Origin of the sequence: Pseudomonas ceruminis, assembly GCF_021602025.1 — a bacterium.
In the GTDB taxonomy this organism is placed as follows: domain Bacteria; phylum Pseudomonadota; class Gammaproteobacteria; order Pseudomonadales; family Pseudomonadaceae; genus Aquipseudomonas; species Aquipseudomonas ceruminis.
Genome location: NZ_BQHW01000003.1, coordinates 279,637 through 302,986, shown reverse-complemented (window position 1 = coordinate 302,986; position 23,350 = coordinate 279,637). Strand labels below are relative to the sequence as shown.

22 protein-coding genes are annotated in these 23,350 nt (G+C 63.2%); 13 read left to right on the top strand and 9 right to left on the bottom strand.

Going from position 1 to position 23,350, the window contains the following annotated elements:
• The first annotated feature begins 18 nt into the window (after window positions 1-18).
• A complete protein-coding gene (locus tag L6D80_RS05545; protein ID WP_054901520.1) occupies window positions 19-1,356 on the top strand; it encodes an MFS transporter in 1,338 nt (445 codons plus the stop codon).
• A gap of 36 nt (window positions 1,357-1,392) precedes the next feature.
• Here the strand turns inward: L6D80_RS05545 and L6D80_RS05540 are convergent, their stop codons facing one another.
• Genes L6D80_RS05540 through L6D80_RS05530 form a run of 3 tightly spaced genes read right to left on the bottom strand, consistent with a single transcriptional unit; the run spans window position 1,393 to window position 6,996 of the window.
• Complete coding sequence (locus tag L6D80_RS05540) at window positions 1,393-4,539, bottom strand: efflux RND transporter permease subunit (RefSeq protein WP_176512879.1); 3,147 nt, start codon at window positions 4,537-4,539, stop codon at window positions 1,393-1,395.
• 16 nt (window positions 4,540-4,555) lie between these two features.
• Window positions 4,556-5,749 carry an efflux RND transporter periplasmic adaptor subunit gene (locus L6D80_RS05535; RefSeq protein ID WP_054901518.1) on the bottom strand — a complete coding sequence of 398 codons (1,194 nt, stop codon included), beginning with the start codon at window positions 5,747-5,749 and terminating at the stop codon, window positions 4,556-4,558.
• Entirely contained in the window at window positions 5,746-6,996 is a 1,251-nt protein-coding gene (locus tag L6D80_RS05530) for a TolC family protein (RefSeq protein ID WP_054901517.1), read from the bottom strand. Before L6D80_RS05530 ends, L6D80_RS05535 begins: the two co-directional genes overlap by 4 nt.
• A gap of 237 nt (window positions 6,997-7,233) precedes the next feature.
• Here L6D80_RS05530 and aroQ point away from each other — a divergent pair, with 237 nt between their 5' ends.
• Entirely contained in the window at window positions 7,234-7,683 is a 450-nt protein-coding gene (gene aroQ / locus L6D80_RS05525) for a type II 3-dehydroquinate dehydratase (protein WP_054901516.1), read from the top strand.
• Window positions 7,680-8,528 (top strand): shikimate dehydrogenase, encoded by an 849-nt coding sequence (locus L6D80_RS05520; protein ID WP_176512878.1) that lies wholly within the window; start codon window positions 7,680-7,682, stop codon window positions 8,526-8,528. The genes aroQ and L6D80_RS05520 overlap by 4 nt, the downstream gene beginning before the upstream one ends.
• Before the next feature lie 54 nt (window positions 8,529-8,582).
• Here L6D80_RS05520 and L6D80_RS05515 read toward each other — a convergent pair whose 3' ends face one another.
• Together L6D80_RS05515 and L6D80_RS05510 are read right to left on the bottom strand one after the other, a co-directional pair.
• The gene (locus L6D80_RS05515; RefSeq protein WP_176512877.1) at window positions 8,583-9,116 is read right to left on the bottom strand and encodes a thioredoxin family protein; all 534 of its coding nucleotides are present in this window, start codon (window positions 9,114-9,116) and stop codon (window positions 8,583-8,585) included.
• Window positions 9,106-9,381 (bottom strand): DUF2790 domain-containing protein, encoded by a 276-nt coding sequence (locus L6D80_RS05510; protein WP_176512876.1) that lies wholly within the window; start codon window positions 9,379-9,381, stop codon window positions 9,106-9,108. The genes L6D80_RS05515 and L6D80_RS05510 overlap by 11 nt, the downstream gene beginning before the upstream one ends.
• A gap of 217 nt (window positions 9,382-9,598) precedes the next feature.
• Here L6D80_RS05510 and L6D80_RS05505 point away from each other — a divergent pair, with 217 nt between their 5' ends.
• From L6D80_RS05505 to L6D80_RS05495, 3 genes are all read left to right on the top strand, one after another.
• Window positions 9,599-10,339: a response regulator gene (locus tag L6D80_RS05505; RefSeq protein WP_054901512.1), complete on the top strand. Its 741-nt coding sequence runs from the start codon at window positions 9,599-9,601 to the stop codon at window positions 10,337-10,339.
• Window positions 10,336-11,619 carry a sensor histidine kinase gene (locus L6D80_RS05500; RefSeq protein ID WP_176512875.1) on the top strand — a complete coding sequence of 428 codons (1,284 nt, stop codon included), beginning with the start codon at window positions 10,336-10,338 and terminating at the stop codon, window positions 11,617-11,619. Before L6D80_RS05505 ends, L6D80_RS05500 begins: the two co-directional genes overlap by 4 nt.
• Before the next feature lie 207 nt (window positions 11,620-11,826).
• Window positions 11,827-12,336, top strand: coding sequence for an HvfX family Cu-binding RiPP maturation protein (locus tag L6D80_RS05495; protein ID WP_176512874.1), 510 nt, complete (start codon window positions 11,827-11,829; stop codon window positions 12,334-12,336).
• Between the two features lie 52 nt (window positions 12,337-12,388).
• Here the strand turns inward: L6D80_RS05495 and L6D80_RS05490 are convergent, their stop codons facing one another.
• From L6D80_RS05490 to L6D80_RS05480, 3 genes are all read right to left on the bottom strand, one after another.
• The gene (locus tag L6D80_RS05490; protein WP_176512873.1) at window positions 12,389-12,940 is read right to left on the bottom strand and encodes a DUF4174 domain-containing protein; all 552 of its coding nucleotides are present in this window, start codon (window positions 12,938-12,940) and stop codon (window positions 12,389-12,391) included.
• 215 nt (window positions 12,941-13,155) lie between these two features.
• On the bottom strand, window positions 13,156-15,516 hold the full coding sequence (locus L6D80_RS05485) for a DNA polymerase II (protein WP_176512872.1): 2,361 nt from the start codon (window positions 15,514-15,516) through the stop codon (window positions 13,156-13,158).
• 74 nt (window positions 15,517-15,590) lie between these two features.
• A complete protein-coding gene (locus L6D80_RS05480) occupies window positions 15,591-16,511 on the bottom strand; it encodes a LysR substrate-binding domain-containing protein (RefSeq protein WP_054901507.1) in 921 nt (306 codons plus the stop codon).
• 161 nt (window positions 16,512-16,672) lie between these two features.
• Here L6D80_RS05480 and L6D80_RS05475 point away from each other — a divergent pair, with 161 nt between their 5' ends.
• From L6D80_RS05475 to L6D80_RS05445, 7 genes are all read left to right on the top strand, one after another.
• Window positions 16,673-17,455 carry a YqcI/YcgG family protein gene (locus tag L6D80_RS05475; protein WP_176512871.1) on the top strand — a complete coding sequence of 261 codons (783 nt, stop codon included), beginning with the start codon at window positions 16,673-16,675 and terminating at the stop codon, window positions 17,453-17,455.
• A 2-nt stretch (window positions 17,456-17,457) separates the two neighbouring features.
• Window positions 17,458-18,084 (top strand): LysE family translocator, encoded by a 627-nt coding sequence (locus tag L6D80_RS05470; RefSeq protein WP_054901505.1) that lies wholly within the window; start codon window positions 17,458-17,460, stop codon window positions 18,082-18,084.
• A 28-nt stretch (window positions 18,085-18,112) separates the two neighbouring features.
• The gene (locus L6D80_RS05465; RefSeq protein WP_054901504.1) at window positions 18,113-19,207 is read left to right on the top strand and encodes a protein kinase family protein; all 1,095 of its coding nucleotides are present in this window, start codon (window positions 18,113-18,115) and stop codon (window positions 19,205-19,207) included.
• Window positions 19,208-19,363: 156 nt separating this feature from the next.
• Window positions 19,364-20,059 carry an SEL1-like repeat protein gene (locus tag L6D80_RS05460; protein ID WP_054901612.1) on the top strand — a complete coding sequence of 232 codons (696 nt, stop codon included), beginning with the start codon at window positions 19,364-19,366 and terminating at the stop codon, window positions 20,057-20,059.
• A gap of 102 nt (window positions 20,060-20,161) precedes the next feature.
• Window positions 20,162-20,863: an AzlC family ABC transporter permease gene (locus tag L6D80_RS05455; protein ID WP_176512870.1), complete on the top strand. Its 702-nt coding sequence runs from the start codon at window positions 20,162-20,164 to the stop codon at window positions 20,861-20,863.
• Entirely contained in the window at window positions 20,860-21,174 is a 315-nt protein-coding gene (locus L6D80_RS05450) for an AzlD domain-containing protein (RefSeq protein WP_176512869.1), read from the top strand. Before L6D80_RS05455 ends, L6D80_RS05450 begins: the two co-directional genes overlap by 4 nt.
• Window positions 21,171-22,073, top strand: a complete 903-nt coding sequence (locus tag L6D80_RS05445) for an AraC family transcriptional regulator (protein WP_054901501.1) — start codon at window positions 21,171-21,173, stop codon at window positions 22,071-22,073. The genes L6D80_RS05450 and L6D80_RS05445 overlap by 4 nt, the downstream gene beginning before the upstream one ends.
• Here the strand turns inward: L6D80_RS05445 and dinB are convergent.
• Window positions 22,021-23,109, bottom strand: a complete 1,089-nt coding sequence (gene dinB, locus L6D80_RS05440; RefSeq protein ID WP_236183032.1) for a DNA polymerase IV — start codon at window positions 23,107-23,109, stop codon at window positions 22,021-22,023. The two genes, L6D80_RS05445 and dinB, sit on opposite strands and share 53 nt — an antisense overlap.
• Window positions 23,110-23,350 lie beyond the last annotated feature (241 nt).

The following is a 23,350-nucleotide window of genomic DNA, read 5'->3' as shown; positions in this document are numbered from 1 at the left end:
AAACCGGAGCGTTCCCACATGTCCGCATCTCATGAGGTCTCCCCCGCCACACTTCGCCGGGTCATCGCCGCCTCGGCGATCGGTAACTTCGTCGAATGGTTCGACTTCGCGGTCTACGGCTTTCTCGCCACCCTGATCGCCAGCCAGTTCTTCGCCAGCGGCGATGCCAGCGTTGCCCTGCTCAAGACCTTTGCGGTATTTGCCGTGGCCTTCGCCTTGCGACCGCTGGGCGGCATCGTGTTCGGTGCGCTGGGCGACCGACTAGGACGCAAACGTATCCTGTCGCTGACCATTTTGTTGATGGCAGGCTCCACCACGCTGATCGGCCTGCTGCCCACCTACGCCAGCATTGGCCTTGCCGCGCCGGTGTTGTTGACCCTGGCGCGCTGCCTGCAGGGCTTCTCTGCCGGTGGCGAGTACGCGGGGGCCTGTGCGTACCTGATGGAACACGCGCCGCACAACAAACGTGCGTTCTATGGCAGCTTCGTGCCGGTATCGACCTTTTCCGCGTTTGCCTGCGCAGCGGTAATTGCCTATGGCCTGGAAGCGAGCCTGTCGGCCGAAGCGATGGCGGCCTGGGGCTGGCGCGTACCATTCCTGGTGGCTGCACCGTTGGGCCTGGTAGGCCTTTACCTGCGCTGGCGCATGGAGGAAACGCCAGCGTTTCGCGAAGCCCTCGCCCAAGGCAAGGTGCATGAGCATTCACCGCTCAAGGACACCTTGCGCCACCATGGCCGAACCCTTCGCAACCTGGGTGCGTTCATCTCGCTCACCGCATTGTCGTTCTACATGTTCACCACCTACTTCGCCACTTACCTGCAACTGGTCGGCAACCTGACCCGCGCCCAGTCATTGCTGGTGACCACGGTGGCGCTGCTGTTCGCCGCCGTTGGCTGCCCGCTGGCGGGCGCGTTCTCGGACCGGGTCGGGCGACGCAAGACCATTGGCTTCACCTGTCTGTGGGTGATGCTGTGCGTCTTCCCCGCCTACTGGCTGGCCAGCTCCGGGTCGATGTCGGGTGCGCTGCTGGGGGTGATTCTGCTGGCGGTGGGCGCGCTGTGCAGCGGCGTGGTCACCGCTGCACTGCTCTCGGAGAGCTTCCCCACCCGCACCCGCTATACCGCCTCGGCCATTACCTACAATGTGGCCTACACGCTGTTCGGCGGTACTGCACCACTGGTGGCGACGTGGTTGATCGGACAGACCGGCAGCAGCCTGGCACCAGCGTTCTACCTGGTGGTGATTGCCCTCCTCGCGCTGGCAGGCGGCCTGGCGTTGCCGGAGACTTCGCGCATTTCGTTGCATGAAGCGCCAGGGGGCGATGTCGAGCGGCCAGGCGTTCGCCGCGCAGTTTGAACGGGGGCCGGGGCTGCCATTGCAGCCCCGGCCTTCTCACCCTTGCTCAGCCTCTTCGCGCCGATATGCCCACTGGTACAAGGCCGGCAACACCAGCAAGGTCAGCGCCGTGGACGACAGAATCCCACCAATCACCACCGTGGCCAGCGGCCGTTGTACTTCGGCCCCGGTCCCGGTGGCCAATGCCATCGGGATGAACCCCAGCGACGCCACCAACGCCGTCATCAGTACCGGCCGCAGGCGCGTCAAGGCGCCCTCTTCGACCGCCACACGCAGGCTGCGCCCTTGATCGCGCAGGTTACGGATGAAGGCAATCATCACCAGGCCATTGAGGACGGCCACGCCCGACAACGCGATAAACCCCACCCCTGCAGAAATCGACAGCGGGATGTCCCGCAGCCACAGCGCCAGCACCCCACCCGTCAGGGCAAAGGGAATACCGGTAAATACCAGCAAGCCATCCTTGAGGTTGTTGAACATCATCAACAACAAGGCCATGACCAGTAACAGCGCGATCGGGACCACCGCCTGCAAGCGCTCGGCCGCCGATTGCAACTGCTCGAACTGGCCACCCCAGCGGGTCCAGTAGCCGGGTGGCACCTGCACCTGCTGGAGCAGTGTGCGCTCGGCCTCTTCCACGAACGAGCCCAGGTCACGCCCGCGCACGTTGGCACTGATTACCACAACACGCTTGCCATCCTCCCGGCTGACCTGATTCGGCCCGCGCTGCAGGTTGATTGTCGCAACCTGGGACAGCGGGATGAAGCCGATCTGTGCGTCACCGGCTGCGGCACTGGCAGGCACCGGAATCAGCAGGCTGGCCAGGCCATCTACGTCCGTACGCAGGGGTTCGGCAAGGCGCACCACCATGTCGAAGCGACGGTCACCCTCATACAACGTGCCCGCCGTGCGGCCGCCTACCGCGATGGCAATGGCGTCCTGTACGTCACCCACGTTCAGGCCATGGCGGGCAGCCTTGTCGCGGTCGATATCAATGGTCAGTACCGGCAGGCCAGTGGTCTGTTCGACCTTCACTTCCGAAGCCCCAGGCACCTGTTGCAGGCTGCCCGCAATTTGCGCCGCCGTGCGGTTGAGCACCGCCATGTCGTCACCGAACAGCTTCACCGCCACATCGCTGCGCACACCAGAAATGAGCTCGTTGAAGCGCAACTGGATGGGTTGCGACAGTTCGTAATTGCTCCCCGGCACGCTGGCGGCGGCGCGCTGCACCTGGGCGATCAGTGTTTCACGCGACTTGCCTGGGTCTGGCCATTGCGCACTTGGGCGCAGCATCACGTAGGCGTCCGAGATGTTTGGCGGCATCGGGTCAGAGGCAATCTCGGCAGTGCCGGTGCGGGCGAACACCCGTTCCACTTCAGGCACCTGGGCGATGATCGCGCGCTCCAGCCGCTGCTGCATATCGACAGATTGCGACAGGCTGGTGCCAGGCACGCGCAAGGCCTGCAAGGCAAAGTCGCCTTCGCTGAGGCTGGGGATGAACTCGCTGCCCATGCGCCCGGCCATCACCCCGGACAACAGCACCAGGCCTGCGGCCCCGGCAAACGCCAGCCGCCGTCGTCCCAGCACCCAGTTCAGTGCGGGTGCGTAGCGCCTACGCGCAGTGCGCATCACCCAGCCCTCCTCCTCCTTGACCTTGCCGGTGACAAACAGCGCTAGGGCCGCCGGCACGAAAGTCACCGACAGGAGCATGGCGCCTAGCAAGGCAATGACCACGGTGAAGGCCATGGGGTGGAACATCTTGCCCTCGACCCCGCTCAGGGCAAAGATCGGCAGGTACACCACCATGATGATCAGTTGCCCGTAAACCAGCGGCCGACGCGCCTCGCGTGCAGCAGCAAAAACCTCGTGGAAACGCTCGGCACGTGTCAACAGGCGGCCATGGCGGTGCTGGGCATGGGCCAGGCGGCGGATGGCGTTCTCGACGATCACCACTGCACCATCGACGATGATGCCGAAGTCCAGGGCGCCCAGGCTCATGAGGTTGGCACTGACCTTGTTGCTGAACATACCGGTGAAGGTGAACAGCATCGACAACGGAATCACCATGGCGGTGATCAGCGCGGCGCGGATGTTGCCAAGGAACAGAAACAGCACCGCAACCACCAGGATCGCGCCTTCGACGAGGTTCTTCCTGACGGTGGCGATGGCCTTCTCGACCAGGTTGGTGCGGTCGTATACCGTCACTGCGACCACGCCTTTGGGCAGGTTGCGGTTGATCTCGACAAGCTTGGCTGCCACGGCCTGGGACACGCTGCGGCTGTTTTCACCGATCAGCATGAACACCGTGCCAAGTACCACTTCACGGCCGTTTTCGGTGGCCGCCCCCGCACGCAGTTCCTGGCCGAGGCTGACCTGGGCGACATGGCTGACGCGGATCGGCGTGCCATCGACGCTGGAGATGACGACGTTGGCGATGTCTTGCGCCGACGCCAGTTGCCCCGGTGCACGGATCAACAGCTGTTCGCCGTTGCGTTCGATATAGCCCGCCCCGACGTTGGCGTTGTTGCGCTCCAGGGCGGCGACCAGGTCGTTGAGGGTGAGCCTGTAGGCCGCCAGGCGCTTGGGTTCCGGGGCGATCAGGTATTGCTTGGCATGGCCACCGATGCTGTTCACCTCCGCCACCCCAGGCACGTTGCGCAACTGCGGTTTGATGATCCAGTCCTGGATCACCCGCAGGTCGGTGGCGGTATAGGGCGTACCGTCATCCTTGCGCGCCCCCTCCTGGGCTTCGACCGTCCACAGGAAGATCTCGCCCAGGCCCGTGGAGATCGGCCCCATGCTGGCCTCGATGCCCGGCGGCAGTTGCGCGCGGGCCACCTGCAGGCGCTCGTTGACCAACTGCCGGGCAAAGAACAGGTCCGTGCCGTCGTCGAAGATTACCGTGACCTGGGACAGCCCCGAGCGCGACAGTGAGCGGGTCTGCTTGAGCCCTGGCAAGCCGGCCATGGCCGTTTCGATGGCAAAGGTGATGCGCTGCTCGGTTTCCAGCGGCGAATAGCCGGGGGCTGCGGTGTTGATCTGAACCTGCACGTTGGTGATGTCAGGCACGGCGTCGATTGGCAACTGCCGGTAGCTGTGGATACCCACGGCGGCCATTAGCACCACGGCGAGCATCACCACCAGGCGCTGCTCGATGGCGAATTGGATCAGGCGTTCGAACATGCAAGCATTCCCGTGATCAATGGCTGTGTTCGGCGGAGCCCTTGCCGAGCTCCGACTTGAGGACAAAGCTGCCTGCGGCAGCTACCTGGGTACCGGGCGCCAGCCCAGAGGTGATTTCCACCCGGCCAGCATCACGCCGGCCTGTCTGCACCGCACGGGCCTCGAAGCCCTCGTCGCTGCGGGCGAACACCACGGTCTGCTCTTCCCAGGTCTGCAGCGCGCTCTGGGGCACCACCACGGCGGCGTTGTAGCGCTCGACACTGACCGCGATAGTGACGAACAGGCCCGGACGCCAGGCTCCGTCGGGGTTGGCCAAGGTTGCGCGAACGGTGGCGGCGCGATTCTGCTCGCCGAGCAGGCTGCCGACGTAGTTGACCTTGCCCTCGACCTCGGCGCCGAGGTCTGGTGCACTGACGGTGACCGTGCGCCCGGTAGTGACCTTGCCCAGGTCACGCGGGGCCACGGCGAAGGTCGCCCAGACCCGGCTTAGGTCAGAAAGGGTGAACGCGTTGCTGGCTTCGTCGACCACTTCACCCACGGCAAGGTGCTTCTCCACCACCACGGCATCGAACGGTGCACGCAGCTCGTAACGATTGCCTGTACCAGCCGGGCCGACGGCAGCAACCTTCTGCCGGGCATTGGCCAGCGTGATTTCAGCCTCCTGCAAGGCCTGACGAGCCTGGAGGTAGTCCTGCTCGGCACTGATGCCCTCCTGCCACAGCTGTCGCTCGCGCTGGAAGGTCTGGCGCGCAAGCTCCAGGCGTCGCTGGGCAGCTTGCTGCTCGCTGCGCAGGTCGGAAATCTGCTGGCTGGCGATCACGGCCAATACCTGGCCACGCTTGACCGCCTGACCAAGCTGCGCCTGCACGGCCACGACCACACCTGGCACCCGGGGCACGACATGGGCGGTGCGGTCTTCGTCAAAACGGATTTCACCCGCAAAGCTGATGGCGGTGCTCAGCTCATCGGGTGCGGCAGTGACCAGTTGGATGCCGGCAGAGTCGACCTGCGCGCGGGAGAGCTGCACCCTGCCCGCTTCTGCCGGGTGCGCCTCGCCCGCTTCCTCTGCATGGCCGTGGCTGTCTGCCCCCTGGTCATCGTGCCCCTGAGCCTTGCTGGCCTGGCCAACGCTGCTGGTCCAGATCAGGCCGCCGAGGCCCAACACAGTGATGGCGGCAACCACGAGGGCCAGTTTGCGTGGATTATTCATTGATTGCTCCTGCTGTACGATTCATTGCGCAAACCTTCAAGGTCGCCGTAAATCCGCTCGACCTGCGCGCGTGCGTCGCTGGCGGTGGCCAGTGCCTGGAGGTACAGGCCACGTGCCTCGATCAATGTGCGTTGGGCATCGAGCACGTCGAGAAAGGCAAACTTGCCACGCTCGAAACCCCGGGTGGCGTTATCGACCGCCTGCTGCGCCGAGGGCAGGATGGTGCGGTCATAGGCAGCCACCTCCTGCATTGCCGTACGCCACTGGCTGACGGCGCTAGCGGTTTCAGTGCGCAGGCGAAGTTCAACGGCATTGCGCAGGTCACGCGCCTGGTCGGCACGCCGCGCAGCGGCCAGCACGTTGCCCTGGTTGCGGTCGAACAGCGGCAGGGGCATGGACAAGCCCACCACGTTGACCCGCTCGCGGTCTTCCCGGCTGTACTGGCTACCGATGCTGACGGTCAGGTCGGGGATGCGCTGGGCCTCTGCCGACCCTAGGGTGGCTTCGCCGCGCTCGACCTGTGCAGCGGCCATGCGCCATTCGGCGGTCTGCTCAAGCTTGTCGAGCAGGGCCTGGTGGGCAGGCGCAGCACCAGGGGATAACGCGGTGGCCTGCACCCGGGCGAACGTCGCGACCGGGCTGCCAGTAAGCTGCGCCAGTGCCTGGTATGCCACCCCCTGCTGAGTTTCAGCGCGACGCACTTCAGCCTGCGCCTGGGCCAGTTGGACCTGAGCGCGGGTAGCCTCCACGGGCGAGGACTGCCCGGCCGTAACGCGGCCCTGCACCACCCGCAAGCCCCGCTCGGTCAGGGCCTGTGACTGTTGTGCCAGTTCCAGCGCAGCCTGCATGCGCAGCGCGGTGTGAAATGCCTGGACCACATCGGCGCGCAGGCCATTGCGTTGACGCTCCAGATCGAGCTGGGCCAGTACCTGGCCGCTACCGGCCACCGCGATGCGCGCCCCCCGCTTGCCGCCAAGCTCCAAGGTTTGACTCAAGGTGACTGTCGTGGTGCTGGTGTCGCGGCGGGTGTCTTCGACTTCCCAGGACAATTCAGGGTTGGGCATGAGCCCAGCCTGGCGACGCTCGCCGTCGGCGATGCCGATTTCGCGCCCGGCGGCAGCCAGTTGCGGGTTGTTGGCAAAGGCGGTGGCGAGCGCCTCTGGCAGGCTAAGGCCCTGCCCGGCCTGGGCACCGGCGGCGGCCGTGAGCAGCAAGCAGAGCATGGCGATCTTGCGGGGGGTGGGCACTTCGGATGTCCTCGTCGGCGAGCATTGGCGAGGACTGTAGGCAGCGGTGGTTATCGGGGCGGTGGCGTGAAAATTACAATCCTGTCATCACGCCGTGGCGCATCTGCCTGCCTATTTGTAAAAGCGCAGGTTCGATAATCGCCCACTTTCAGCCGTCCGGGATGTAACCCAAATTGACGAAACTAACCGGTTGGTACAAACATTGGGGCATCCAAAAACAACAAAGCGATACCCGCCATGAAGCCCCTTGTCCTCGTGCTCAACGGCCCCAACCTGAATATGCTCGGTACCCGCGAACCTGGCCAATACGGCCGTGAAACCCTCGCCGACCTGGCGCAACGTTGCGCTGAAACAGCCCAGGCCCACGGCCTGGAAATCGAGTTCCGCCAGACCAATCACGAAGGCGAACTGATCGACTGGATCCACGCAGCGCGTGGCCGTTGTGACGCCATTGTGATCAACCCCGGCGCCTGGACCCACACCTCGGTAGCGATCCGCGATGCTCTGGTGGCCAGCGAATTGCCGGTTATCGAGGTACACCTTTCCAACGTGCACAAGCGCGAGCCGTTTCGCCACCTGTCGTTCGTATCGTCAATCGCCGTAGGGGTGATCTGCGGCTTGGGTAGCCAGGGTTACCGCATGGCCTTGAATCACTTTGCCGACATGCTGCGGGAGCAGGCCACATGACTGAGCACGCCATCCTTGCCGGCCTTATCGGGCGAGGCATACAGCTGTCACGCACCCCCGCCCTGCACGAGCATGAAGGCGACGCCCAGGCCCTGCGTTACCTCTATCGCCTGATCGATGCCGACCAGTTGCAACTGGCCGACAGCGCCCTGCCGCAGTTGCTCGATGCAGCCCAGCACACCGGCTTTACCGGGCTCAACATCACCTACCCGTTCAAACAGGCGATCTTGCCGTTGCTCGATGAGCTGTCGGAAGAAGCGAGGAGCATTGGTGCGGTAAACACCGTGGTCCTCAGGGACGGCAAGCGGGTGGGCCACAACACAGATTGCCTGGGCTTTGCCGAGGGCCTGCGCCGAGGCCTACCGCAGGTGCCACGCCGGCAAGTGGTGCAGTTGGGCGCTGGCGGAGCCGGCTCGGCGGTGGCCCATGCATTGCTGGCCGAGGGCGTAGAGCGGCTAGTGCTGTTCGAAGTCGACACCACGCGGGCACAAAACCTGGTGGACAAGCTCAACGGCCACTTCGGTGCCGGCCGTGCGGTTGTCGGCACAGCCCTGCCTACAGCGCTCGCCGTGGCGGACGGGCTGGTCAATACCACCCCGGTCGGTATGGCCAAGTTGCCAGGTACGCCATTGCCGGTCGAGCTGCTGCACGCTCGGCTCTGGGTGGCGGAAATCATCTACTTCCCGCTGGAGACCGAATTATTGCGCGCCGCGCGTGCCTTGGGCTGTCAGACACTGGATGGCAGCAACATGGCGGTGTTCCAGGCGGTAAAGGCCTTCGAACTTTTCAGTGGGCGCAAGGCGGATGCAGGCCGGATGCAAGCGCACTTCGCCAGCCTAGGCTGAAACAGCACCGGCTTCTTCGCAGGCATGGCGTGCGAAGAAGCCGGTGTAGCGCGCTTAGTACTGTTCATCGAGCAAGGCCCGTATCACGCGCTCCTGCCCGGCATAATCACCCTCACCGAAGTGAACATGCCGCACCTGCCCGTGGCGATCGACAAAATAATGCGCCGGCCAGAACTGGTTGCCCCAGGCATTCCACACATGGTGGTCGTTGTCCACCGCTACCGGGTAACCGATGCCCAGGCTGGCCACCTTGAGCTTCAACTGGCCGACATCACGTTCGTAGTCGTATTCCGGCGTGTGCACCCCCACCACCACGAGCCCTTGGTCGGCATAGCGCCGAGCCCACTCGTTGACATGCGGCAGGCTACGTTGGCAGTTGATGCAGTCCCAGGTCCAGAAGTCCACCAGCACCACTTTGCCCTCGAGTGCCGGTGCGTCCAGCGGCGGCGAGTTGAGCCACTCGCTGGCCCCCGCCAATGACGGCATGGCGCCATAACTGTCGCGGGCCATCAGGTGGCTGGCCAGGCCCAGGCCTACAAGCGCCAAAACCACGCCACCGGCTTTCAATAGCCGCCGATCAATTGTCATGGCACCCGCCGGTCGCGTAGGTACGGTATTCGACACTTTCGTGCTGCCCTTTGGAGTCCAGGTAGTTCATTCGGGTATTGACCACGCCGCAGACATTGCTTTGGTCGTCTTTGATCGACAGTACCTTCTTGACATCCAGGTGCTCGCCATAACGGTACTGCATGGCACCGTCATCGTTCATCGGCATGCTGGTAGCCTGGGCTGCGACGGCGCCAAGGCTGAGCACGGCGAACAGACCGGCGCTGGTGATCATTTTGAAGTTCATGGCATTTCTCCTGTGTAACGCTGGGCGGTGGGAAGTTGTGCTTCCCGTTCCAGAGCCATTTCACGCCTGCCAGGTATCCGGCGTGTGTCGCCCGGGCGGTGCTGTGCTTCCTGCTGTATCTGTACCAAGGCCGGATACACTGCAATACAAAACCCCGCAGGCAAGCACCCACATGCTCGATACACTGCGCCCACTCACCCCGCACAGGACCCCTACGATGGAACATGTCGATCACATCCTGATCGTCGACGACGACCGCGAGATCCGCGAACTGGTCGGCAATTACCTGAAGAAGAACGGCCTGCGCACCAGCATCGTCGCCGATGGCCGACAGATGCGCGCTTTCCTCGAAGCCAACAGTGTCGACCTGATCGTCCTCGACATCATGATGCCGGGCGATGATGGCCTGCTGCTGTGCCGCGAACTGCGTGCCGGCAAGCATCGCAACACGCCGGTGCTCATGCTGACTGCACGCAATGACGAAACCGACCGCATCATTGGCCTGGAGATGGGGGCCGATGACTACCTCACCAAACCGTTCTCTGCCCGCGAACTGCTGGCGCGTATCAACGCGGTGCTGCGCCGCACCCGCATGCTGCCGCCCAACCTGACCATCAGTGAAAGCAGCCGCCTGCTCGGCTTTGGCCAATGGCGTCTGGACACCACCGCGCGCCACCTGCTCGACAGCGAAGGCACCCTGGTGGCTTTGAGCGGTGCCGAGTACCGCCTGTTACGGGTGTTTCTCGACCACCCGCAACGGGTGCTCAGCCGCGAGCAGTTGCTCAACCTGACCCAAGGGCGCGAAGCCGACATCTTCGACCGCTCCATCGACCTGCTGGTCAGCCGCCTGCGCCAGCGTTTGGGCGACGATGCCCGCGAACCGAGCTGCATCAAGACCGTCCGCAGCGAGGGCTATGTGTTTTCCCTGCCGGTACAACTGATCGAGTCGCCGTCATGAAATGGCCCCGCACCCTGGCTTCGCGCCTGGCGTTGATCTTTTTTACCGGGCTGGTGCTGGCCTATGGCTTGTCGTTCAGCCTGCAGGCCTATGAACGCTACATCAGCAGCCGCTCAATGATGCTCAGCAACCTGGAACTGGACGTTGCCACGTCGGTCGCCATCCTCGACCGGCTGCCCGCCGCCGAGCGTGCCAGCTGGCTGCCACGCCTGGAGCGGCGCACCTACCGCTATCAGCTCGATGACGGCCTGAGTGGGAACGCCATGCCGAGCAACGACCCGCCCATGGCCGCCGAGTCGATCGTCAAGGCCATCGGTGACCATTACCGGCTGACCTTCCAGGACATACCAGGGCCGAACGCGCGCTTTCAGGCACACCTTCGCCTGGCCGATGGCGCGCCGCTGACCATCGACGTTACCCCCGCCACCGTGCCAGTCGCCCGCTGGCTGCCGCTGGTGCTGCTGATCCAGCTGGCCGTGCTGTTGTTCTGCACTTGGCTAGCGGTGCGTCTGGCTATCGGCCCGCTGACCCGCCTGGTGCAAGCGGTCGATGCACTTGACCCGGACAAACCCGGCAAACTGCTGGACGAAAGTGGGCCGCGCGAAGTGAAATACGCCGCCGTTGCGTTCAATGCTCTGCAGGCACGCATCGCCGCGTACCTCAAGGAGCGCATGCAATTGCTGGCGGCAATTTCCCACGACCTGCAAACGCCGATCACACGCATGAAGCTGCGGGTCGAGGTGATGGACGAGGGCGTTGAGAAAGACAAACTGTGGCACGACCTGGATGCCATGGAACACCTGGTTCGCGAAGGTGTGGCCTATGCCCGCAGCATGGACATCAACACCGAACCTGCGTGCCGGATCAACCTGGATGCCTTCCTTGACAGTGTGGTTTTCGACTACCAGGACAGCGGTGCCCAGGTCGAGCGCCATGGCAGCACTGGCGGCTTGCTGGAAACCCGTCCCCATGCGCTACGCAGGGTGTTGGTCAACCTGGTGGACAATGCCCTCAAGTTTGCCGGCAAGGCGCAACTGGAGGTAAGCCGTGAACACGGCCGTACGTTGATCAGGGTGCTGGATGAAGGCCCGGGAATCCCCGCTGAAGAACTCAACGAAGTGCTCAAGCCATTCTACCGTGTGGAAAGCTCGCGCAATCGCAGCACCGGGGGCACCGGGCTGGGCCTGGCCATCGCCCAGCAATTGACCCAAGCCATGGGCGGGCGCTTGACCTTGAGCAATCGTCCGAGCGGCGGGCTGTGCGCGCAAATCGAGCTTTAGCGATACGCCACTGAACCAGCGCGGCAGGCCGGCCTGACCTGCCGCACGCGCCCCCGCCCCTACAGTGCGATACACAATCGAGCCTGAACCGACACACTGCAGATACCCTCGCCGCACACACTACCGGTCGCACAACGGCAGTTCGGGAATGCTTCGTTTCCCGATCGCCGTTTGGTATCCATCGGCCTTCCTGCGACGAGAACTTACATGATCACTCTGAACCGCGCCTTCACCACGTTTGACCGTTTCGGCAGCTGGAGCGCCGACTTGCCGCTGCGGCTGTTCCTGGCCTGGGAGTTCTTCGAGTCGGGCCTTGAGAAATTCAACGGCAGCAACTGGTTCGGCGATTTGCAGTCAAGCTTCCCGTTCCCCTTCAACGTGCTGCCCGCCGAACTGAACTGGCAGCTGTCGATGTGGGCTGAACTGCTGTTGCCGTTGCTGCTGCTACTGGGCCTGGGCACGCGTCTGGCGTCAGCGGGGCTGATGGTGGTGACGGTGGTGGCAATTGCCGCGGTACATTGGCCAGCACACTGGTCAAGCCTGGCCGACCTGGCGCAGGGCTACGCTATCACCGACCGTGGCTTCGGCAACTTCAAACTGCCACTGATTTACCTGGTGGCGCTGCTGCCCCTGTTGCTCAAAGGCGCAGGACGCTTGAGCCTCGATCACTGGCTCACGGCCAGCTACCGGCCGGTTGCAGGTGCCCACCGCGTATAACGCACCTGCAATCGCGGGTCACGGTAAAGCCACCACAGCGTTGGCCGGCCTGTCAGTCGTCCAACGGTTTGGGCGGCGCCGCCGGTTTGGCCGGCTTGGCAGGCTTGCTGTCCTTAGGTTTGGCTTCAGGGGCCGCCGCCACGGGCTCAGGGGCGGTCACGGCCTTTTCGGTAGCGGGTAGCTCATCGACCGCCTTGAGGATGGCTTGTGGGTCGATCTTCTCACCGGTTTCGTCATCCTTGAGCATATGCCGCTCGCCATCCTTGCCCACCAGGATCACCTTGGTCCCTTTGCTCGCACCGAGCTTGAGCTCACGGATCAGCGCCATCGTGGTCTGCTGCTCGAGGTTCTTGTCCTCACGCTTACCCATCATGTTGGCGACACTGTAAAGCACCAGGCCGCGCTCTTTGAAAGCGGCCTGCGTGGCAGGGTCCTTCATGGCCTCGTTCAGCCCCCGCAGGGTCGGGTCGGCTGAACTGGGGGCAATGATCACCAAGGGCCGAGCCTTGCCCAGCTCCTTGGCCAGAGGCGCGTCGCTGTCGGCGGCGAACAGGGGGCCGGTGACAGCGAGCAAGGTGGCGAGGGTCAGTGACCGAACGAGCATGCGCATCTCCTTATTGTCTCGATAAACCAATGACTACAGATCACGGAGAAAAATCCGACCTGGAGCCTAAACCACTTCGCGCGACAGAGGGCCCAGGAAAAGTAACTTGCGGTTTCCAGCGCAGCCAAACAGGCTTGCAGCCCTGACGCAGACAGCCCACATCTTTGTCTGAGCATAGTCCAAAGCCACTGGAGGCAAGCAAGCTGCGAGCTGGCCTAGAACAACAGCAACTGGCGGTCCGTCAGCGCTGCGAAATCATCACCGACAAAGGGCAGGATGGCATCAGCCACCGGTTGCAGCTGGCGGCTGATGTAGTGCTCGTAGTCGATCGGCGATTGCAGGTTTTCCAGCGGTTCAGGGCCTGCCGTGGTGATGATGTAGCTGATCCAGCCGCCATTCTGGTATTGCCGGGCACGCCCCAGGCGGACGTTGTACTCGTCGGCCAGGCGTGCCGCGCGCACATGGGGTGGGACATTGCGTTGGTAATCGGCCAACGGGCGGCGCAGGCGCTTGCGGTAGATCAGCAATTGATCCTGCTCACCGGCCAGGGTCTGCTGTACGAAGGTGCGCAGGTAATCGCGATAGGGTTGGCCGCGAAAGATCCGCCCGTACAGGGCTTGCTGGAAGTCCCGGGCCAATGGCGACCAATCGGTACGCACCGACTCCAGGCCTTTGTACACGACATCCTCAGACCCATCCGCACGTTGCACCAAGCCTGCGTAGCGTTTCTTGCTGCCCTCATCGGCACCGCGAATGGTCGGCATCAGGAAGCGTCGGTAATGGGTTTCGAACTGCAACTCCAGGGCGCATTCCAGCCCCAGGGTCTGGCGCAGGTGCTGGCGCCACCACTGGTTGACTTCAGCGACCAGCTCGCGGCCGATGCTGGCCGCCGCCTCTTCGCTGTGCGCCCCCTTGAGCCAGACGAACGTGGAGTCGGTATCGCCGTAGATCACATCAAAACCCCGTGCCTCGATCAGCGCGCGGGTCTGGCGCATGATCTGGTGGCCGCGCAGGGTGATCGAGGAAGCCAGACGCGGGTCGAAGAAGCGACAGCCGCTCGAGCCGAGCACACCGTAGAACGCATTCATGATGATCTTCAGTGCCTGCGACAGCGGTGCATTACCCTCTCGCTTGGCCGCTTCCCTGCCCTGCCATACACGCTCGACGATCGCCGGCAGGCAGTGCTGGCTGCGTGAAAACCGCCCGCCGCGAAAGCCCTCCACCGAAAGGCTGTCGTCCGGCTGGCGCAAACCCTCGACCAGGCCAACTGGGTCAATCAGGAAGGTACGGATGATCGAGGGGTACAGGCTTTTGTAGTCCAGCACCAGTACCGAGTCATACAGCCCCGGGCGCGAGTCCATGACAAAGCCGCCGGGGCTGGCGTCACCGGGGCGGCTACCCAGGTTCGGCGCCACATAACCCAGACGGTGCATGTGCGGAATGTACAGATGGCAGAACGCAGCCACCGAGCCGCCGCTGCGGTCCACCGCCAGCCCGGTCACAGACGCACGCTCGAGCAGGAACTCCCGCAGCCGGGTGTGGGCGAAAATACGCGTCACCAACTCACAGTCCTTGAGGTTGTAACGTGCAAGCGAAGGCTTGTCCTGGGCGAACATGCGGTTGATCTCGTCCATGCGCTGGTAGGGCGTATCGATCGCCTTGCCCTCCCCCAACAAGGTCTGGGCAACGTTCTCCAGGCTGAAGGAGGGGAAGCTCCAGGTGGCAGAGCGCAACGCCTCGATGCCATCGATCAGCAGCCTGCCTGGCGCATCGGCGAATACATGACCACGGTTGGCGTGGCTGCGTACGGTCATGACCGCGCCATTGCGCCCTAATGCCAGCGGCACCTGCAGCTGCCTGGCATGCTCATGCAACAGGCGCAGGTCGAACTGCACAAGGTTCCAACCAATGATGGCGTCCGGGTCATGCTTGGCCAGCCATTGGTTGAGGCAGACCAGCAGCATGGCGCGGTCGTCGCAGTATTGCAGGTCGAAATCCAGGTCACCCGCCTGGCCATTGCTGGGCCCCAGCATATACACCTGGCGCTGGCCGCAGCCCTCCAGGGCAATGCTGTAGAGCTCACCGCGCTCGCTGGTTTCGATATCCAGCGATACCAACCTCAACGGCGGGCGGTAGCCCTGCGCAGGTTTGAGCTGGGCATCGCACAGCACTCCCTGGGCGTCAGGCTGGCCGGTGAACTGCACCGCCGCCGTGATGAAGCGCTCCATCAGGTACCGCTCGGGTGGACGGATATCGGCTTCCAGCACATCGATGCCGGCAGCGCGCAGGCGCTGCTCCACCTGCAGCAGGTGCCGATGCTGGCGACAGTACAACCCTGCGACAGGCCGCTGGTCAAAATCACGCAGTTGCAGGGGCCTGAGCTCGACGCCCACGTCGCCCGCCAGCAACAGCCGGGCATGTTCGGCCTGGGCCTGCGGGATGAACGCCACCGACGCCTGGGGTGCCAGGCGCACAAGTCGCGGCCCCTGATCGGTGGCCAGCCAGAACTCTACGCACGTCCCTTCGGGCGTGTCATGCCAATGCCGGGTCAGGACAAAGCCCTGCTGCAACTCCACTGCGATGTCCTCGATGCCACCGATCTGTCGAATGGGGCAATTCTACCCCTCACAGCGGTGCCTGTGGGGGGGGATCAACCGTACAGGTAGTGGATGTCCTTGTAGGTCAGCGGTGGCACCTGGCCGACCAGAAAATCACGCAGCTTGTGCATCTGTCGTGCCTTGGGGCTGGCCTTGAGCCAGGTCATGTAGTAACCGTCACCGGTGGCCACCGCATGTTTGAATGGTGTGCTAAGGCGCCCGGCCGCCAGGTCGGTGCTGGCCAGCACCAGGTCGACTACCGAAATGCCCAGGCCCTGCTGCGCCGCTGAGATACCTTGGTCAAGGGTATCGAACACCTGCCCTTGGTCGATGCTGATGTCCAGCGCATCCATGCGCGCCAGCCAGCGCCGCCAATCGCGCCGGTCCGGTGACGGATGGAGGAACTCGCACTGGCGCAGGTCGCCCAGTTGCGCAGGCTCATGCTGCATGTAATCCGGGTGGCACACCGGGATCAGCCATTCATCGAACAACTTGAAACTCTCGACATCAGCGGGGAAGCGGCCGTTAGCCAGCAGGATCGCGCAATCGTAGGGCTCGGAATAGAAATCCACCGAGTCAATGTCCATCCACACGCTCGACAGCTGCACGCTGCAGCTGTCGTCGATCTTCTTGAAGGCGTCCAGGGCCCGCAGGAGCCAGCGCACCGTGAGCGTCGAAGGCGCCTTCAGACGCAGCCCGTAACGGTCCTGACGCAACAGCGCGCAGGCGTTCTCGATGATCTTGAAGCCGACCTTCAGCTCCTGGGCCAGCAAACGCCCGTGTTCGGTCAAGCTCAGTTTGGGGCCGCGACGTTCGAACAGGTCACAGCCAAACATGGCTTCCAGGGTCTTGATGTGATGGCTGACTGCACCTTGGGTCAGTGCCAGTTCCTCGGCCGCGCGGGTGAACGAGCCGTAACGCGAGGCCACCTCGAAGGCACGCAACGCGTGCAAAGCCTGAATCCGTTCCGACATGGCGCCTCCGAAGCATGAGTAAGACTAATAGTAGGTCATAGTTCCACGCGTTTTACAACGTTAAGTACGTCTCAGAAAATGCAGGTAAATAACAAAGATAAACACCTGAACCTGCCTGCATATGAGTTGAACTTCCACTTAACTAAACGCCTGGGGAAATCATGTTTACGGGTTATGGAAACTGCTATCGCCTGGATGCGCTAGAGCTGGCCGCTGAACATGTCCGGAACACGCAACACTGGACGCACAAAACCATACAACACTTTCGTGGGATTCTTGCCAACCCCGACTTCCCATGCCTGTTCGGGCGCAAGGCGGTGGCCGGCCAATCCTGCCACATTCTCTTCGCCCGGGCCGAGCAACTGGCCGACGACATCGCCCAAGGGCTGGCCGACTACGTACGTACCATCGCCACGGTGCCCGTCAAGCAGCGCATCGGCAGCCCGTTGGTGGTGTTCCTCGAGACCCATGCCGACAGCAGCCTCGCCGACCAGCAGGCGCTGGCCTGGAAAGTGCTGCGCGGCGTACATGCCCGCGACCCGCAGCCCTGGCCGCAAGCGATACCCACCGACCCCGACGACAGCGGCTGGTCATTCTGCTACGCCGGCATGCCGTTGTTCATCAACATGAACTTCCCTGGCCACCAGATGATGAAGAGCCGCAACCTGGGCAACCACATCACCTTCGTCATCAACCCGCGGGAGAACTTCGACGAGGTCGCCAACGCCGGCACCGAAAGTGGCAAGCGCATTCGTGCGCGCATCCGCGATCGCGTGCGCCACTACAACGACGGCGTCATGCCCGACAGCCTGGGGTTCTTCGGCGAGCAAGACAACTTCGAATGGAAGCAGTACCAACTGCAGGAAGCAGGCTCGCTGAACCCATCGCGCTGCCCCTTCCATGCCCACACCAACGCAACACCCGACACACTGATCGAGAACTGACCGTGAATACCGCCCTGACTGCAACCTACGCCCTCACCGTCCTGCTACTGATTGCCACGCCCGGCCCGGTGGTCGCCCTGATTGTCAACACCGCCGCGGCCTCCGGATCGCGCAAGGCCATGTTCACTGCCGTCGGCACCAACTGGGCATCGTTGGTGCTGATCGGCGCCGCCGCCTGGGTCATCCTGACCAGCGCGGCCATCGACAAGGCCTGGCTCAGCGGCATGAGCCTGCTCGGTTGCCTGTTCATCGGCTACATCGCCGTGGGGACCTTGCGCGAATGCCTGCAGGCGCCTGCCGCGCAGGATGTGGAGCAGGCGCCAAAGGCCGGCCGCGGGGGGCTGTGGCAAGGCTTCATGGTGGGTATTTCCAACCCCAAGGACATCATCTTCTTCATCGCCTTCTTCCCGCAGTTCATCCAGATCACCGAGTCGTTCGGCAAAAGCATGGTGGTCTTGTCGCTGCTCTGGGTGGCCATCGATTTCGCCGTGCTCAGCCTGTACATCTTCGCCATCGGCAAAATTGCCTCGCACCGCAGCAACCGCATGATTTCCCTGGCCTCCGGGGTTGCCCTGCTGCTGATCGCCGTGGGCGGCCTGGCCTACAACATCAAGGAGCTGGCGGGCTGAGGCCAGGCCAGACGCAACGGGAGCGCCCATGACATCGAATGACACCGCCGCACACGTCCAGGGCCACCCTTCGCCGCTGCAACAGGACTACCAGCGCTTCCTGCAACTGGGCAACCGCCGCGCGCCCCACACCCTGCATGTGCACGAGAGTGGCTACCGCTCCGGCACCATCAATACCGACGCCCTCGGCCTGCGCTACAGCCATTGCGCCGGCAAGCGTTTTTCGGCGGCCGAGCGCGGCGGTAGCGGGCGTGTCAACCTGCTGGTTGGCGGCTCGACCGCGCTGGGCATCGGTGCCAGTTGCGATGAGCACACGGTGGCCTCGCACTTGTCGATGCTGACGGGCGAAGTGTGGCTGAGCCTGGCTGGCTGCGGCCTCAATGCCAGCCAGGAGCTCCTGCTATTCCTGACGCATCAGCACCGCTTTGGCGAGGTCGGCCACGTGGTGGTACTCAGCGGCCTGAATACCTTGGCCCATGAAGCACTTGGCGAGGTCCTGACCAGCCCGCAGGGCCCACAGCACGCCAAGGCTTATCAGGACTACCTCAACAGTTTCAACGAAGGCATGGGACCGATCGCCCCGCAACGCCGCGAATCGCTCTGGGACCGCCTGGGCAAGGCGTTGGCCCCCAGGCGTCAGGAGGTAGCGCCTGCCTGGCCGCTGTCGGCCCCGGAAAAACGCCTGGCACGTGCGGCCGACACCATTGGCCGCAGTTTGCGCCAGTGGGAGCGCATGCTGGCGGACAGCCACGCCACACTGACCTTCATCCTGCAGCCCTTGCTGCCCTGGTGCCGCGAAAACCTGCCAGCCGGCGAACAAGCGATGCTCGCTGCACTGCAACTGCAACCAGCAAACTTCGACCGCCTGCTGCAAGGCACCTTCGACAGCCAATTGCACATGGCCTTCTTTCGACGCATCAAGAGCCAGGCAGACCCGGTGCCGTGCTACGACATGAACAGCATGCTCAGCAGCTCCCCGGTGTTCGGCGCCGATCTGTTCATCGACCGCTTGCACCTCAACGACCTGGGTAACAATGCCTTGGCCAAGGTAATCACCGCCAAGCTTGGCCTTGCCCAGGAAAAACATGCCCAGCGCAAGGTCACACCGATCAAGCTGGTCTGACAATGCTGCAACGGCCTTTCGGTCAGACCGCTCGCTTGGCTAGAATAGGCTGTCGTTCCGATTCGCCAGAGGCGTACGTGTACTTGTCATGAACACCCAAGCCGTCCATCAGTACCTGTTTGCCTTGCGTGGCTGTTGCACCTGCGAGGCCTGCCTGTGAGCCGCCCCGTTCGCGTGCCTGCGCTGCTGCTCAGCCTGCTTCCCTTCGCCGCACACGCACTTGACGTGCGCATCGACCCACATGCCGACCTGCTCTACCGCCAGGCATTGCCACTGCTGGAACAAGCTGACAATCAGGACGACAGTGCCAGCACCCTGCGCACGGCCATTGGTGGCGACCCAGAACTCAATCGCCAGGGCCAGGCGCTGGCCCGCACGCTGCCGACGGCGGTGGCGCTTCTGAAGAAGTCGGTCGAGCTCGGCCACCCTGTTGCCCAATACCGTCTGGCGCTGTACTACACGACCTACCTGCCGGCAGCGCAAATCGCCGATGCCGCCTGCCCGTTGCTGGAGTCGAGCCTCAACCAGGGCTTTGCCCCACCGGCGACGGCAATCGCCACCTGGTGCCAGCCCTATAACGCCAGCCCCGCCTACCGCGAAGCGCTCGAAGCGATCCCGAGCATGGCCACGCTGTATGCTTCCTACTACCCGCAACCCGCCGCTCGGCTGTCCTGCAGCCGTAGCCAGCCACAAGGGCTGGAAATGCAGTGGGGACGCCAGCGCGACTATCAGGCCGAGGTGTATCGGCTTCTGGGCGACCTTGACCCGCAGCATCGCCGAGACCTGTTGCAAAAGGCCGTGGAAATCAATGGTTGTGCGGCCGCGCAGCAGCGGTTGACCAGCCAACGCTAACCGGCACCGGGGTCGGCGGGCAGCAAACCAGCAAGATCGTTCAAGCCAGCCACCCTCACGCTCTGGCATGCTGGTCTACCGAACAACAGTGTTAGCCCGCTCATGCCAAGCCGCACACCCATTGCCCGCCAAGCCTTCCTTCACGGCGCCATCGCCATTTTGCCGTTATCCCTGGCGGTCGCCCCTTGGGGCCTGCTGGCGGGGTCCATGGCCATCGAGGCCAACCTCAGCGCCTGGGAGGGCCAGGGGCTCTCGGCCATCGTCTTCGCGGGCGCCGCGCAGTTGGTGGCCATCGGCATGCTCAAAGGCGGCGCCAACCTGCTGTCGATCCTGCTGACCACACTGCTGCTGACTTCGCAGCACCTGCTTTACGGCTTGTCCATGCGCCCGTTGCTGTCCAGGCAGCCCTTGCGCTGGCGGCTCGGCCTGGGGTTTCTGCTGACCGACGAGTTCTTTGCCCTGACCAGCCACCATGACCACCAGCAGTTCAATCGCTGGTACGCCCTAGGCGTCGGCCTTACGTTCTACGTAGCCTGGAACCTGTTTACCCTGGCTGGCATCGTGCTAGGCCAGAACATTCCGCACCTCGACCAGTTGGGCCTGGACTTTTCCATTGTCGCCACCTTCGTTGCACTGATCGCGCCCTTGGTGCGCAACCTCCCCACGGTGGTGTGCGTCGCGGTGTCGCTGTTTTGCTCGGTTCTGTTCAGCTACTGGCACTGGGAAACCGCGCTGGTGGCGGCCGGCCTGCTCGGCATGGCGGCCGGTTTCATCTGTCAGAAATGCTCTGGAGGCCGCGCATGACCTGGCTGCTGATCTTCGCCATGGGCGCCGTGGTGTTTCTCAACCGCTACGCCTTCCTTGAACCGCGCCTGCCGTTACGCCTGAGTTCCAATGCACGCCAGTTCCTCGGATTCGCGGTACCTGGCATGCTCACCGCCATCTGCGGGCCGATCATTTTCCTGCCGGGCCACCAACTGGACCTGAGCCTGCTCAACCCTTACCTGCTGGGCGCTGTGGTAGCCGTGGCACTGGTGCTGTTGACCCGCAGTGTATTGCTGAGCATGCTGGTGAGCATGTTGATCTTCTTCCTGCTGCGCAGCTGGCTGGCATGAGCACGCCCCTGCGCGAACAAACCCATCTGTGGCAGGCGCCGGCTCTGGGCGATGTCGAGATGCTGCATGCGCGCTACTTTCAGCAGCGCTTCGCCCCGCATGTGCACGAGGGCTTCGTCTTCACCGTGATCGAGTCTGGCGCCCAGCGCTTCTGGCACCGCGGCAGCGAGCACCTGGCACCGGTGGGCAGCATGGTGCTGATCAACCCCGACGAACTGCATACCGGCGCCACGGCCCATGAAGCGGGCTGGCGTTATCGCGGTTTCTATCCTGAGCACGAGCGGGTTACCGGGGTGCTGGATGAACTGGAGCTGAGTCGGCATGGCATGCCGCATTTCAAGGACAGCGTGATTCAGGACCCCACGCTGGCGGTTGCTTTCAGCCAGTTGCACCAGTTGTCGGAGTCCGGCGCGAGCGCCCTGGAGCAGCAAACGGCTTGGCGCCAGGCCGTGCTGGCCTTGGTGCAACGTCATGGGCAATGCGCCGAGCCGTCGGCGCCTGGCCATGAGCCCCTCGCCGTGGCCCGTGCCCGTGAACTGCTGGAAAGCCAATTGGCCGACCCGCCCTCGCTCGAAGCGCTGGCGGCGGCAGTCAACCTGTCGCCATTCCACTTCGCCCGGGTGTTTCGCCAGGCCACCGGCCTGCCGCCGCACGCCTGGCTGAAGCAGCGGCGCCTGGCCCGCGCCCGGGAAATGCTGAAGAGCGGCCTGGCCGCTTCGGAGGTGGCGTTCGACCTGGGTTTTGCAGACCAGAGCCATTTGAGCCGGCAGTTCAAGCAAGCCTATGGGGTGACACCGGGGGCGTATCGGCAGGCATGCGTCCATTCGGTCGTGCCTGGCCCACTCTTCACAGGGCCAACTCCAGTTGCAAGAGGTCCGAATGATTTCGTCGAATCCTGACGGCAATACCGACCAGTCGCACTGCCCGCCCTTGCCGTTTGGTGTTCCAAAGCATACGGCACAGGCCTTGAATGACGTTCGGCTCCAACGCCAAGGCAGGTGCCTCGGCGCTGGCAATGGAAAAATCGGAAAACTTGAGTTTGACCTGATTCCTGACTATGTGGGGCACGCTGCCAAGCGCGTTCAGGCGTCCAGCTAAGGTCGCCAGCAATTCATCCAGTTGCCTGGCACAGCAGGCAAAGTCAGTGCAGTCGCTGGGCAGCGTATGCTCGACACCCAGTGACTGGACACTCCCAGGCTTCCCTTCGTAGCCCTCCTGGCCCCGACAACGCTCCCATACATAGAAGCCGTGCGCCCCAAGCTGGCGCAGCAGTGCCGGGATCATCTCGTCAGTGACATCAGCACAAGTGCTGCAGCCCATGGCCTGCAGCACAGCCCAGGTCTTGGGCCCTACCCCGGGAATCTTGCGAACGTCCATGTTCGCAAGAAAGGACTGCACCTGATTCGGCGCCACAACACACTGGCCATTGGGTTTGTTCACTTCCGAAGCCATTTTCGCCAGATACTTCAAAGGTGCGATACCTGCCGAAGCCGTCAACTTCAGCTCCTGTTCGATTGTATTGCGGATTCGACTCGCCATGAGCGTCGCCGAGCCGTTGCAATGCACCTGCCCTGTAACATCCAGTGTGGCCTCGTCCAGCGAGAGAAACTCAACATTCGGGTCATAACGGCGAAAGATGCTGTCCAGCCGTCGTGTCACCGCTTCATAGCGTTCGAATCGCACCGGTAACAGCACCAACTCCGGGCATAGCCGCTGCGCAGTTGCGGTTGCCATCCCACTTCTGACACCAAACTGCCTGGCTATGTAGTTGGATGTGCTGATCACCCCGCGGTCCATCGCTCTGCCGCCCACGGCAACTGGCCGTTCGCGCAGCCACGGCGCATCCAGCAACTCGACGGCGACGAAGTAGGAATCCATATCCACATGAATGAACTTGCTGTTCGGGCCCGAGGGTGATTTTGCGTTTTCAGTCAAACACGAATACCCCTAGCGAGGCCGAGTCATCCGAATTACGAACGGTATGTACCCCTTGAATGTGTGGGGCGAATACAGCTGTGAAGCGTGCGCTGATCTGCTTGTGTAATTTGACTGACGTGGCGGCATTGTTTGAATTTGCCTGTGCTTGGCTCGGGCAACAACAATCTAAGGCTCATTCAGGATCGTGCTCAACTTGTAAGTTGTAACAACAGCAAGTCGCGCCACATGTGCAGTTCTG